The following is a 13,601-nucleotide window of genomic DNA, read 5'->3' as shown; positions in this document are numbered from 1 at the left end:
GAACCAGATGGCTTATGAAGAATTGCAGAAGTTACGGACTGCGTAACATCAGTTATGAAATTTAAAACCATTTTTTATATCATCGTTATGACACTAAGCATAGCAACTCAATCATCGGAAAAACAATTGCCTCCTTGTCCAAGCAGCCCCAACTGTGTTTCCAGCCAAGCGGCAGCGACAGACGCCGATCACTTTATTACACCGTTTAAAATCACCGGCAATGTTGAAGCGGCTTGGGCGGCACTGAAAAAAGCCTTACTCAGCCAAAGCCGCACGGTAATCACCAACGAAACCGGCGACACGCTTCATGCCCAGGCAACCAGCCTGGTATTTCGTTTTGTCGATGATATAGACACGATACTGGATGCTGAGGCCAAGTTAATTCAGATTCGTTCCGCATCGCGTGTCGGTTACAGCGATTTCGGGGTTAATCGCAAACGGGTGGAATTGCTTCGTTCGCAATTACAGCAGGCGCATGTTATAGAATGATTTTTATGCAGGATTCGAATTATGGACGCTTTCGATGACTCAATATTCAACTTCGCTGTTCATATTCCGCCGCGACCTGCGTGTTCAAGACAATAGCGCTTTGCTTGAAGCCTTGCGGCTTTCAGAGCAGGTGATTCCCTGCTTCATTTTCGATCCGCGGCAGATAGAGCCGCATCCTTATCAGAGCAAACCGGGCTTGCAGTTTATGGTGGAGTCCATTAACGATCTTCAGCAGCAGTTGCAATCGGCAGGCGGCACATTAGCCCTTTATCGCGCGCTGCCGAAGCAGGTCGTAAAGCGCTTGCATGAACAGCAACAGATAGAAGCTGTGTTTATTAATCGCGATTACACGCCTTTCAGCCTGCGGCGTGATGATGAGCTCGCAGCTATTTGTAAACAGCTGGGTATTGCACTGCATACGCTCCCCGATAGCCTGCTGAATGAACCGGAGCAGGCGGTAAAAATCGATAAAACGCCCTATAAAGTGTTCACGGCGTTTTATAACCATGCCAAACAGATCCCGGTTGCGTTGCCGCAAGTTTTGGTTAAGCGTAACTTTTTGTCGTCAGCTTCTGAATTTACCCTTGATCAGCTTGATTTATCACTTGCCGAAGCCGTAATCAAAGGCGGCCGTAATCAGTCGCTGGCGATACTGGACCGCCTTGGCGATTACGCGGATTACCAACATACCCGCGACTTTCCTGCGCTGGATGCGACCAGCAAACTTTCCGCACATTTAAAGTTCGGCACTTGTTCGGTTCGAGAGGTATTTTACGCCATCACCGAACGGCTCGGCAGCGAGCATCCGCTGATTCGACAACTGTATTGGCGCGACTTTTTTACCCATATCGCTTATCACTTTCCGCAGGTTTTCGGACAGGCTTTTTTGGAAAAATTTAACGGTCTGCATTGGGATAACAATACTGATTACTTTCAGGCTTGGTGCGACGGCAAAACCGGCTTTCCGATAGTGGATGCAGGAATGCGCGAACTGAACGCCACCGGGTTTATGCATAACCGGGTGCGTATGATTACGGCTTCATTTCTGGTTAAAGACCTGCATATCGATTGGCGCTGGGGCGAACGTTATTTTGCCCGGCATCTGGTTGATTATGATCCTTGCGTCAATAACGGCAACTGGCAATGGGCCGCTTCGACCGGTTGCGATGCACAACCGTATTTCAGGATTTTTAATCCCTGGCTGCAACAACTTAAATTCGATCAGGACTGCCGGTACATTTATCGTTGGCTGCCCGAATTAGACGCTTTCCCACCTAAAACCATCCATCAATGGGATAAAAAGCACAGTGCTTGCAACTATCCTGCGCCGATTATCGATCATGGGCGTGAGAGCCAATTGAGCAAAGCCCGGTTTAAGGCTGCAGCCAATTCATAGCGTTGATTGACAAGGGCGTTCAATCTAAAAACCGCAGTTGTCCATGAAAAACACGAAAAACTTCAAACAGATACCAAGGCTCTAGTGAGTTTAACGAAGGGCCGTAAGACTTTTAGACTGGGTTCGTGTCTTTCGTGCTTTTCGTGGACGAAATAACTTTTCCATGATCAAAGTCTGCGTTGCTATTGATGCTGCAACGCTTCGTTTAACGCAGCAGAAAGATCGTCATATTGAAACTTAAATCCCTGCGCCAACAGCCGTTCCGGTATCACGCGCTGACCCCCCAATACCAGCTCCGACATTTCTCCGAGCGGTATTTTTAACAGCCAGGCCGGAATCGGCAGCAGGGCGGGGCGCTTTAGGCATTGCGCCAATATCCGGGTAAATTCGGCATTGGTAACAGGGTTCGGCGCGGTCGCGTTATATGCGCCCTGCATGGTTGAATCGTTCATCATGATTAAGGCGATATTGATCCAATCCCGACGATGAATCCAGGACATCCATTGTCGCCCGTCACCCAAGCGCCCTCCCAATCCCAGGCGAAACGGCAGCAGCATGCGCTGCAAAAAGCCGCCGCCGTTGGCAATGACCAAGCCGGTCCTGATCAGGCAGACCCTGACGCCGAATTGCTCGGCTTGTTTTGCGGCAGTTTCCCAATCGGCGCAAAGCTGTCCTGAGAAATCGTTAGCGGGAACCGATTGTTCGGTTAACACTTTGTCACCTTGATTGCCATAATAGCCGATAGCGGAACCGCTGATTAACAGCTCGGGTTTAACCGTCATCCGAGCGATGTAGGCTATCAAATGATCAGTCAGGTCGATACGACTGGCCCTGATCAGCTGTTTGCGATCTTCAGTCCAGCGGGCGTCAATAATCGGTGCGCCGGCAAGATTAATGATGACCTGATAACAGTCTTCCGCTTTAAGTTGCGAGAGGCTGCCCAACGCATTAAAGCCGGGGCCGCATAGTTGGGCTACGTTATCGGGATTGCGGCTTAATACCGTAACGGCATGGCCTTGAGCAATCAGGTTTTTAGTCAATGCACTACCGATAAAGCCGGTACCTCCGGTAATAAGTATGTTCATAACCTTGTCCTCATAACTCTTAAGTCGATTTGGAAAAATACTAATAGCATTAGATCGATAGTGACAGTTATACGGGAGATAGATCAATAAAAATTGCGTGAATTTATAAATTAATGTTTGCCGCTAAGGAGGTAAATCATCCTAAAGACAATAATGCTCCTGCGCAGGATGAGTGAATGTAAAAGGTATATGTCTAAATAACTGATGTTACGCAGTTATTCGAATTTAGAAGACTGTACTAACAATTTTATTAAAAGTGTCGCTAGCGCGACGGTTATTTGAATCGGGTTTGTCGCACCCGAAGGCGAGTTACTTTCTTTTGCTCCGCCAAAAGAAAGTAACCAAAGAAAAGGCGGCCCGGTTGCCGCTTGCTTCCTGCGCTCCTCGCTTTTATCGAGGGTCAGCAGAAGGGGCTCCTGCCCCTCTGCTGACGTGCGGCCTCCCTGCCGCACCCCTAACGGGCTGTTCTCGATAAAAGCTCCGGTGCTCGGCGCGGCAAACGGGAGAAATACGGTCCGTGCGTAACATCAGTAAATAATTGGATAGCGCGTAAAACCGGTACAAAAAAAAGGGCAGTTTAGACGCCTGCCCCGAATGAGCGCACCTCAAACTTGTCTGGCAGGGTTGGTTGATATTGATTATTGTTGGTTTTTTTCAACTTTGTCCTGTTTTGAGTTAGCCGGTTTTATCCGGCTAATTCATTATCAGCTTGTGGCGAGCGGTTTGTTACCTGCCATTAAGTCAGCGGTTTGACCTCTATAGACTATGATTCCGGACTATTGTTCGTGAGCCTAACGGCCCGTCGAAAGCAAAAAGTCCAGCAAGGTATCATTAATGCCCGGCCACTGCGCATGGGGCTTGCCGCCTTCGCAATACCATGTTTTTACACCTTTAGCGCAACCGGAATAGGCCATGCAGCCATTGACGATCTTTTCAGGTATAGGTTCGCACTGATTGCATGCGGCCCACCAGCCCGAAGTCTGCTGACCATACTTCGGGAACAAGTGATCGTTCACGCTGTGCATGATCATCACAGGAATCGGATCAGGACATGTGTGGTCGCGTAAATCCTGGTAATCGATTCCTGCGGCGCTGGGCGCAATCGCTTTGGGAATATGTTTGGTACCGGCCATAAACGCCAAGGCCATTGAGGCAGTACCGCCGTCGGAATGCCCGGTAAAAAAGATGCGTTCTTTATCAACACACCATTGCTTGGCAATCAAGCTGGGGATGGTTCCGAGTTCGATGGTTGAGGTCGGCGATAAATCGGGATGATCGGCATAAACGACGATAAACCCGGCGGCTGTCGCTCTCAACGTAAGCGCCGTCGTTTTCTCGGTTTTTGCCCGGTTTGAACCGGCCGGGGAAAGCACCACCAGCAACGGATGGGCGAAAGTGGCATTATAATTCAATGGCGTGCGTATATTGTATTTAATGCCCTCGAGCGTCGACTCGCCATTGACGGCGCCGGATTCTCCCTCAAGCGTATCGGCAACGCATTGCGGATTTTCGATTTCCCCGGCATAAGAGGCATTACCTACTTGAGAATACTGGTCATTATCTTCGCTGAAAAAGACGATCAGCGTTATCAAGATAGGCAGTATAAACAGTGCCTTAACAGCGTTGTTTCGCAAAGTCGAAGTCGTTTTCAACTTATCAAGATAGGCTTTAAACATCGGATGTCCTGGTTGCGTTTTTACCGGCGGCACGTTTCATTAGATAAATAGCTGCCGCAATAAGCGCCACAATGAATAGCGCTTTTATCGGCAAATTGTCTGAGGGTTCTGATTCAAGGCCTACCGAAAGCGGAATGTGGTTATCGATGCTCTTGTCTTTATGCACTATCGCGACATGGACCAGATAATTACCGGCACCGAACTTGTTAAAGTCAACCGTGCCGTTCACTGTGCCGGATTTTATCTTTGTCGGTTCCAGATAGAAAACTCGGGTTCCTTCCGGTTCTTTGGTGACTTCAAATTCGACAGTCAGATTACGCAGGCTTTTACCGCCATAGTCGAATACCAGATTAGTGGTGCCGAGATGCGGAATCAATTGGCAGTACTCTTTGTTATTAAATGTCGGTGTGTAGGCGGTAAAGTGTACCCGCTCATGTCCCACCAGAATATTGCAGGCATCGACTTCATTACTTGTTCCGCGATGTGCATAGACTGTCGACGGCAACGCGACGGTCAATAATCCGACTAAACCGAAAGTGCGGCAGCTGCAGGTTAAGATATTGATTAATTTGGATAACAGTATGTTGTTTTTCATGCCCAAAACCTATTGTGAAAGCAAAATTATTTGAGTCGGGTGAACCGGTAGCGAGACCTGTTCTGCTTGTGCAGACGCCGGATATACATCACAATCATGCATGCTGCATTCATAGCTTTCTCATATCGTTTTATGAAATGAACGCAATCGTATATTGAAATATAAAGGTTTGTATAATACTGACTTTCTATGGAACAATAGCTTTTCTCTATACCAAAGGAGTAACTCTGATGGAAATGCAGCAAATCCGCTATTTTTTAGCCGTCTGCGATCAGGGCACAATCACGCATGCGGCGCAGCTCACTTATGTCTCGCAACCGTCGTTGACGCAGGCCATAAAAAAACTCGAAGATGAAATGGGCGGGGCTTTATTTACGCGGACTCGTTCCGGTTGCGAGTTAACGCCGTTAGGCCGCATGGTTGAATCCAATCTGCGCAAGATTTATAGAGACCTTCAGGCAACCAAGGCGGAAGCCATTCGTTTTACCCGGTTAAATACCATTCCATTGCGCATCGGGGCGATGACCACGATTGGCGCGCAACGCCTGAGTCCTTGTCTTGCATGGTATCAGCAAGAATACCCGAATATTGAGCTGGAACTAATCGTCGATAGCGAAGCGAATTTATTGAAGCAACTGGATTCGGGATTACTGGATCTCGTAATCAGCGCCCCGGCGCAATTACCGCCCTCACCGTATCAGTCGATCTTATTGTATGAAGAGCGCTACGTAGTTGTATTCAGCCCTACCCATCGCTTTAATCAATTGCCAAAAGTCGGTTTAAAAGACATACAGTCAGAGCCTTATTTAGACCGGCTAAACTGTGAGTTAAGAGAAGACCTGAAATGCATTTGCCACAATCAGGAAATCAATCTTTACGCCGCTTACCGCAGTAACAGCGAAGAATGGATTTTGCAGATGGTGAAAGCAGGCCTCGGCGTGGCATTAATGCCGGAATATAGTTTACCCAAGCAGGCAACCGACATTAGTTACCGCTATTTGTACGAACCTGAAATCAGCCGTCAGGTTTATGCGATTCATACGCATCAGTCACCGGCAAAGCCCGAGTTGAAGGCCTTGATCGTTAATCTGAGTAGCCGGTAATAATCACTGGTTAAACTACACTGAATCCTGCGGCAAATGCGGGATCAAGAATAATAATCAGAGTGTTCCCAGGTATTTAGCCGTCGTTTATATCTGTAATAAGCCTTATCCGCTAATTTGTACAGTTTATCTACACGCTTTATTGGAAAGTCTGATGAGCTCTGAATGTTTGATATTTTTAAAAAAAGCTCAAAAGCATCATACGTTAATCTTTTTAAGGTCATTTTATTCACCAATCTAAGCTGGAATGAGGGCAATCATCCGATGCCTTAGCTTGGACTATTTTCATTACATGGTTATTACGGTTATGATTTTTAAGAATTTTTAATCTTGTAGAGACCGGGCCAACGTCATCATAAGGCATTAAGGCGCGCAGCATGCCTTAATGGTTACAGGCAACTTAAATCACAGCCAGTCGGAAATAAAGGTCGGCATTTTCGGTCAATTTAGCGACGACTTCCGCATCGAGACGACCGGCCGCAACGCGCGACTGCAAATCGTTCAGAATATATTCAAGACTCATGGGATGGCGATAAGGCCTTTGTTGCGCTAAGGCTTGGAAAATATCGGCAACGGCAATAATGCGGCATTCCAGATCCAGTTCTTTTTTCTCGGTTTTGAAAGGATAACCGTCGCCGAGCAAGGTCTCATGGTGGAATCCGGCCCATACCGGAATCTTTGAATCGTCAAACACGCGTTGCAGGATGCGGAAGGTGTCGTAGCTATGGCGGTGCATAGTGGCCCGTTCTTCCAGGGTCAGGCCGGCCGGTTTGTCGATGATGTCTTCCGATACCCGCAATTTGCCGATGTCGTGCAACAGACCGGCGATTTCAACCTGCTCCAGTTCATAACCTTTAATACCGAAATCGATAGCTAATTGCCGGGCGATATGCGCGACCCGCTGCGAATGCTCATCAGTATAAGGGGATTTGGCGTCCACCACGCGCGAAAACAGCCGCGCCAGTTCTTTGAGTGCAGGAATATCGAGCAGGGTCGTTGGAATATGGCTGCCGATGCGCTGCAAATCTTCATCCAGGTATTCGGGTTCCATTGCCAGCCAAAAAGCTTCGACATCGGCGATGTCGGCAAAGGCCTCCACCAACTCCGGCGCAAACAATATGCCGGACAGCGTCTTGATTCGGTCGATAATTGCCGGGTATTCGATCAGGATGCGCCCGGTGTTCAGGAACGGCGTTTGCAGCACATCAATGCGATCCGCCAGAAACAGCAGATTGGCGCGCAAACGAATGCGATCATCGACAGGCAACTTCAGCAGATTTTCCCAGCGGGTGTGATGGTAACGAATCTCGGCCGACAAATGCGCCAACGGCGGGCAGGCTGACAAATAATCGGCGCCGCGAATGCAATGACCCTCGGCGCCTTCCCATTCCAGCATTTCTGTGATTTGGCGGTGTTCGTGAATTCTGGACACGCCGCAATCATGCAGCATGCCGGAGTAAAGGATGGACAGGCTCTCAATTTCGGACCAGTTCAGGTGCTGGGCAATAGCCCTGGCTATAACCGCGACGCGCTTGCCGTGCCTGATTTCGTCAACCCCGACTAAATCCAACGCACAACTTAGTGCAGTAATGGCGCTATGTATATCAATGTGTTGCAGCTTCATGGTATATAGGGCTCCACTGGGTAACAAGCAGCTTTGCTGAAAATGTGCGCGATTTTGACAGGCGAGCCGCTGATTGTCTTTAAAAATTTGCGGCACAGAAGCGGGATTTTACGGCTGAGATTATGAATTCAAACATTGACCAAACTGGAGATTCTCACCGTAGTCTGTGCTTCGACCTATCCATGACGTAACGCTTCGATCGGGTCCAAACGCGCGGCCTTGCGAGCGAGGACATAACCGAACACGATACCGACTGTCGCGGAAAATGCAAATGCAATCGCAATAATCGGGAGATTAAATACTAACGGCACCTGTAAAACAACAGCTAACAGACTCGAAGAAACCAGCGCCAATACAATGCCGATTAAGCCGCCGGACGATGACAGTACCACCGCCTATACCAGAAATTGTAGCAATATCTCGTTTTCCAGCGCGCCGATGGCCAGGCGGATACAGTCCGAAGTCTTTTTGCGTTGGGCGCAATGCGCCATACCCAGCCTTGCCGGTAAGTGGGATGGCAAAACCCTGCGAGGCAGTCGCCTAAACGACAAAGCCGTGCAGTTGCTGAATGCTTATGCGGTCAAGGCACGGCTGGTTTTGACGTAGACGACAGTGGACGGCAAGTCCAATGAAATCACCGCGATTCCGGCTATTAAGCTGCTTGGAGTTAAAAGGCACGGTGGTCACTAACGATGCCATAGGCTGCCAGAAAGTTATCGCTGAAAAGGTCATCCAGGAAAAAGCCGACACTGTGTTGGCCCTGAAAGATAACACTCCACGGCTCTGTGACGATGTCAGTCTGTGACTGGATACACAAACCGAAAAAGGTACTCTGACGGTTCATGAAACCGTAAATAAAGAGCATGATCGCAGACGGATGCGGTTTGAAAATTACCGCTTCAAGACGAACGATTCATAGGCTGCGAGTCATCGCGATTCAAATCAAGAGACCGGTTCTGAGCCTAGCCGAAGCGAGAGCAATAATAACGGAAAAGATAAAGAAAAAGCCTTGTCGCTCTCCGTTCAGTTCAGAAAGGGGCACATTGACGCTTTAAGATTTAGCTGCAATAATGAGAACCGTTCTTAATTGGAATCGGGACAGAAACACCGGCCCGATGATGTCGTTCGAGTTTTACGGAGTCTGCTTTGAGTTTTGTTCCATCATCCGATGCCGTTGCCCAATTGTATGAGAACCATTACTCGTGGCTGTTCGGCTGGCTGCGTAAAAAACTCAGGTGTTCGCACAACGCGGCCGATGTGGCTCATGATACGTTTGTGCGCATCATCGTTTCGCGGGACGCGCTGATAGGCATGCGCGAACCGCGCGCTTTTCTGACCACCACCGCCCAGCGCCTGCTGGTGGATCGCACCCGTCGCCGGATCATAGAAGAAGCTTACCTGGCCGAGCTTACGCTGATTGCCGATACTTTGCCCGGCTTCCCTTCACCGGAAGAAACGTTGGCCACGCTTCAGGCCTTGGAACAAATCGGTTCGGCGCTGGAGTGCGTTTCCGTCAAGGCGCGCGAGGCCTTCTTGCTGCATTATCTTGAGGATGAGCCTCATGCCGCCATTGCGGCCCGGCTTGGCGTCTCAACCCGAATGGTCCATAAATACCTGGTGCAATGCCTGCTGCATTGCGACCGGATGCGTCTTGAGTAAGCAACGAACATGACCCGTGCGGCACAACCCGTTACTAACGATCCGATCGTTGAACAGGCCGCGGACTGGATCGTCAGGCTGACGGCGGACGATCCCGGCGAGCGTATCCTGGCCCAAGCCGGTTACGATGCCTGGAAGCAAGCCGACCCTCGTCATGCCGAAGCGGCCCTGCGTATAGAACATGTGGTCCAACGCATGCACGCCGTCCGTTCGGACGGTGTCACCCAGCCCGCCCGCTCCGCCTTGCATGCGGCATTCTGCGGCAAGGCCCGGCGCACCGGGGTACGGCGCACGGCTACTGCCTTGGTTCTCGCAGGCGTTTTTGCCTTGCCTGTCTGGTTGACCGTACAAGCCTATCCGCCCGCCTATCTACTGGCCGACATCCGTACCGCAACCGGGGAATGGAACAGCCGAATGCTCGCGGACGGCACGCAGATCACGCTCAGCACCCGGAGTGCGGTTAATCTCAGCTTTGACGAAAAAAGCCGCACCATCGAACTGGTGAGTGGCGAAATCCTGGTTGATGTAGCGCCCGATAGCGCCCGCCCGTTCATTGTCGAGACCGCCCATGCCCGTATCCGGGCGCTGGGAACGCGTTTCGCGGTCAGCCGCGAAACCGGGTTTACAGTACTCACCATGTTGGAATCCAAAGTGGCGATTAAAGCCGCGCAGCAAGCCGACATAAACGTTGCGGACGGCCGCGTGATTATTGCCGGTCAGCGCGTGCGCATCAGCGCCGACAGCATCGGCCCGGTGGAAGGCATTGATGTCCGCAGTGTTCAAGAGAGCTGGAACTTCCATCAGCTCGTGGTGGCGGACAGGCCGCTGCCCGACGTGCTGGACGAACTGAGCCGCCATCGCCCCGGCCGCATCCAGTACCGGCGCGAAAAATTGGCGGATATCAAGGTTTCCGCCGTGCTGCCTCTTAACGATACCGATAAGGCCCTGCAATTGCTGGCGGCCAGCTTCCCCGGCTTGCGGATCAGAACGATGACCCCTTATCTGGTCATGGTCGACGTCCCTGCATCCTGGTGACGACCGGCTCAGCCGTTTTTTTTGTTTCCAGGTTCCGATTTTTCATTCTCGTGCGTCAAGGTTAATGAAAGACAAAATCCGGCAGCCAGGCAGTTCCTGAAAAATTTGCGTTAGCCCGTTCCGATTTTCGTCATTCTCCCTTCAAGGGTAATGAGATTAACCAACAGGAACCTGCTACATGACCAAACTATCTATTTTTCCGGTTCGCGCCGTCAACCGCGCGTCCCGCCATGCATACCTCAAATCCGCGGCTTTTGCCGCACACCTCACCCTGGCCGGTGCTGTCATCACCGGCGGCATCGGCCGCCCCGCCTGCGCCGAAACGGCGGCCGCTCAATACGACATCCCCGCAGGCCCGCTGGGTGAAGCGTTGAACCGTTTTGCACAGCAGGCCGGAGTGGCGATTTCTGTGGATGCGAGCAAAGTACAAGGGTTGCGCACTCAAGGGCTGCATGGCGGCTACAGCGTGGAGGAGGGCTTCAATACGCTGTTGAGGAGCAACGGCTACGTGATCGCCCGGACCGCTGCAGGCTATGTGTTATTGCCGGCGCCGGAACCCGTGAGCGCGGTCGATATGCGGACACTGCCGGTCGTCAAGGTGACCGCTAACGCCGAAATTCCCGGCGATCTGCCCAAGGCGTATCCCGGAGGACAGGTCGCCCGTGGCGGACGGCTGGGCATATTGGGTAACAGGGACATTATGGATGTACCGTTCAATATTACCAGCTACACCGCGGAACACATCGAAAATCAGCAGGCCCGCACTGTGGCCGAAGTGCTGGTCAGCGACCCCTCGGTACGTTTTACGACCTCGGCCGGACACATGTACGAAAACTACCGTATCCGGGGATTTCCTATCAACGCCTCGGAACTGGCGCTGAACGGCATGTACGGGTTGACGCCCTATGGTCATGTGGCGACCGAATTCGTCGAACGTGTGGAAGTGCTTAAGGGCCCGAATGCCCTGCTCAGCGGCATGTCCCCCAGCGGAGCGGTAGGCGGCGCGATCAACCTGGTGCCCAAGCGTGCCGATGACAAGCCGTTGATCCGCGTCACCGGAGACTACACATCGGAATCCCAGTTCGGCACGCATCTGGATGTCGGGCGGCGTTTGGGCGCGGACCATCAATTCGGGATTCGCTTCAACGGCGCTTACCGCGACGGCGACACGATGATTGACAATCAGTCGAAAAATCGCAATTTAGCCGCTTTGGCGCTGGATTTCCGGGGTGAGCGCCTCAAACTTTCTGTTGATGCCTATACCAATGAAGAACGCATCAAGAACGGTAGTTCGATGATGGCGTCGTTTTCCGGTACCACCGTTCCCGGAGCCCCCGATTCAAGCACCAACCAGTTTCTCGGCATCAATGGAAAATTCGAGAACCAAGCCCTGGTCGGGCGCGGCGAATACGCGTTCAACGACGATCTGACGGCGTATGCCGGTGTGGGGGCTCAACGGTTCCGGTTTGAAGGCTTCATCAATTCGACCCATACCCGGAACGTGAACGCGGCCGGTGCTTACACCGGCTACACCACAAACCAAAGGGGCTATACCGATACGCTATCGGCCGAAGCCGGTTTACGCGGACATTTCAAGACCTGGGCGGTCGATCATCAACTGGTGTTGAGCGGCACTTCTCTTGATTTGGATAACGGTTCGGTATTTAGAACAGGAGCAAATTACCTTTCCAGCTTATATAAGCCGGCTACGCCTATTCTGGCCGCCGATCCGGGAGCCGCACGCAAGACCGCTGAAACCACGTTATCCAGTATCGCTCTGGCGGACACTATGTCGTTTGCCGGGGACAAGGTGCAATTGATCCTGGGAGGACGCTATCAGCAGGTGCAGACCAAGAACTTCAGTACTACCACAGGATTACAGACTTCCAACTATGATCAAGGAGTGGTCACGCCGGCGGTCGGCGTGGTCGTCAAGCCCTGGCAGGCGCCGGTGTCCCTGTATGTGAACTATATCGAGGGCTTGAGCCAGGGCGATACCGTGACCGATACCACGGCAAGTAATTACGGCCATATGTTTGCGCCTTACCAGACTGAACAGGTCGAAGTGGGAGGCAAATGGGATATGGGCAAGTTCGCGAATACCTTGAGTCTTTTCCAGGTCACCAAACCGAGTATGGTCAAGAACGGCAACATTTATAACGCGGATGGCGAGCAGCGCAACCGCGGGATCGAGTGGAATATGTTCGGCGAAATCGTTGAAGATGTGCGCTTGTTGGGCGGAGCGGTCTACACCGAAGGGGTGATGACCAAGTCCGCGGGAGGCGTCCTGAACGGCAAAACCACTTTCGGCACGCCCGAATGGCAGTCAAATCTCGGCGTGGAATGGGATATACCCTGGCTGTCCGGGATGACCTTGCAGGCCCGCGGAGTTTATACCAGTTCGCAATATGTCAATTCCGCCAACACACAGAAAATTCCCAGCTGGATGCAATTCGACCTCGGCGCCCGTTATGCGATGCGGCTGCAAGAGAAGAATGTCGTATTACGCGCGAACGTGACGAATTTGTTCGACAAGGATTACTGGGCGGGCAGTTTTTCGGACGGTTTCACGACCCTGAGCCCGCCGCGCACGGTCATGCTGTCCGCAACAGTCGATTTTTGAGCCGCTGTGACGGCGTTCTTCTTGAAACAAGGCTAACGATGAATACACTCATTTTACTCTTGGCAGGCATCTCAACCGTTATTGCCGCGTACTGTTTCTATCTCGGCACCTGGCATCAGCAGTGCTTGCGCCGACTCCATACCGCCCGGTCAAACCGTATGAAGGGCGCTGCATTCATGGTGCTGAGCCTGCTGCTGTTGATGGCGCTTTTCAGTTCGGGAACCGCCGTATTCACCGCACTGGTTCTGCTCATGCTTGCCTTCATTGCCGTGCCTTGCGCGGCCTTATTGCCTTTATGGCCGAGGGAGTGCTGAAT

The 13,601-nt window shown here is 51.5% G+C and carries 14 protein-coding genes; 9 read left to right on the top strand and 5 right to left on the bottom strand.

Annotation, left to right across the window (positions count from 1 at the left end; translation table 11 throughout):
* Positions 1-54: 54 nt before the first annotated feature.
* Positions 55-489 (top strand): DUF1499 domain-containing protein, encoded by a 435-nt coding sequence (locus V7051_RS19140; protein WP_333877749.1) that lies wholly within the window; start codon positions 55-57, stop codon positions 487-489.
* Positions 490-523: 34 nt separating this feature from the next.
* Entirely contained in the window at positions 524-1,885 is a 1,362-nt protein-coding gene (locus tag V7051_RS19135; RefSeq protein WP_333877747.1) for a cryptochrome/photolyase family protein, read from the top strand.
* 182 nt (positions 1,886-2,067) lie between these two features.
* Here the strand turns inward: V7051_RS19135 and V7051_RS19130 are convergent, their stop codons facing one another.
* From V7051_RS19130 to V7051_RS19120, 3 genes are all read right to left on the bottom strand, one after another.
* On the bottom strand, positions 2,068-2,970 hold the full coding sequence (locus tag V7051_RS19130; protein WP_333877744.1) for a TIGR01777 family oxidoreductase: 903 nt from the start codon (positions 2,968-2,970) through the stop codon (positions 2,068-2,070).
* Between the two features lie 791 nt (positions 2,971-3,761).
* A complete protein-coding gene (locus V7051_RS19125; RefSeq protein ID WP_333877742.1) occupies positions 3,762-4,646 on the bottom strand; it encodes an alpha/beta hydrolase family esterase in 885 nt (294 codons plus the stop codon).
* Positions 4,639-5,241: a hypothetical protein gene (locus V7051_RS19120; RefSeq protein ID WP_333877741.1), complete on the bottom strand. Its 603-nt coding sequence runs from the start codon at positions 5,239-5,241 to the stop codon at positions 4,639-4,641. The genes V7051_RS19125 and V7051_RS19120 overlap by 8 nt, the downstream gene beginning before the upstream one ends.
* Positions 5,242-5,471: 230 nt before the next feature.
* Here V7051_RS19120 and V7051_RS19115 point away from each other — a divergent pair, with 230 nt between their 5' ends.
* Complete coding sequence (locus V7051_RS19115) at positions 5,472-6,344, top strand: LysR family transcriptional regulator (protein WP_333877740.1); 873 nt, start codon at positions 5,472-5,474, stop codon at positions 6,342-6,344.
* A 400-nt stretch (positions 6,345-6,744) separates the two neighbouring features.
* Here the strand turns inward: V7051_RS19115 and V7051_RS19110 are convergent, their stop codons facing one another.
* A complete protein-coding gene (locus V7051_RS19110) occupies positions 6,745-7,968 on the bottom strand; it encodes an HD-GYP domain-containing protein (protein ID WP_333877739.1) in 1,224 nt (407 codons plus the stop codon).
* Between the two features lie 176 nt (positions 7,969-8,144).
* Positions 8,145-8,360, bottom strand: a complete 216-nt coding sequence (locus V7051_RS19105; protein WP_333877737.1) for an ABC transporter permease — start codon at positions 8,358-8,360, stop codon at positions 8,145-8,147.
* A gap of 46 nt (positions 8,361-8,406) precedes the next feature.
* Here V7051_RS19105 and V7051_RS19100 point away from each other — a divergent pair, with 46 nt between their 5' ends.
* From V7051_RS19100 to V7051_RS19075, 6 genes are all read left to right on the top strand, one after another.
* Positions 8,407-8,574, top strand: a complete 168-nt coding sequence (locus tag V7051_RS19100) for a hypothetical protein (RefSeq protein WP_333877735.1) — start codon at positions 8,407-8,409, stop codon at positions 8,572-8,574.
* Between the two features lie 22 nt (positions 8,575-8,596).
* Entirely contained in the window at positions 8,597-8,773 is a 177-nt protein-coding gene (locus tag V7051_RS19095) for a hypothetical protein (RefSeq protein ID WP_442919678.1), read from the top strand.
* 341 nt (positions 8,774-9,114) lie between these two features.
* A complete protein-coding gene (locus V7051_RS19090) occupies positions 9,115-9,627 on the top strand; it encodes a sigma-70 family RNA polymerase sigma factor (RefSeq protein WP_333877733.1) in 513 nt (170 codons plus the stop codon).
* Positions 9,628-9,636: 9 nt separating this feature from the next.
* The gene (locus V7051_RS19085) at positions 9,637-10,662 is read left to right on the top strand and encodes a FecR family protein (RefSeq protein ID WP_333877731.1); all 1,026 of its coding nucleotides are present in this window, start codon (positions 9,637-9,639) and stop codon (positions 10,660-10,662) included.
* A 178-nt stretch (positions 10,663-10,840) separates the two neighbouring features.
* Positions 10,841-13,285: a TonB-dependent receptor gene (locus V7051_RS19080; protein WP_333877729.1), complete on the top strand. Its 2,445-nt coding sequence runs from the start codon at positions 10,841-10,843 to the stop codon at positions 13,283-13,285.
* A 38-nt stretch (positions 13,286-13,323) separates the two neighbouring features.
* Complete coding sequence (locus tag V7051_RS19075) at positions 13,324-13,599, top strand: hypothetical protein (protein WP_333877727.1); 276 nt, start codon at positions 13,324-13,326, stop codon at positions 13,597-13,599.
* The last annotated feature ends 2 nt before the right edge of the window (positions 13,600-13,601 follow it).

It is taken from the genome of Methylobacter sp., assembly GCF_036845245.1.
GTDB lineage: Bacteria > Pseudomonadota > Gammaproteobacteria > Methylococcales > Methylomonadaceae > Methylobacter_A.
Note: the sequence above shows the minus strand (reverse complement) of the source record. Positions and strands in the feature narration are given on the sequence as shown.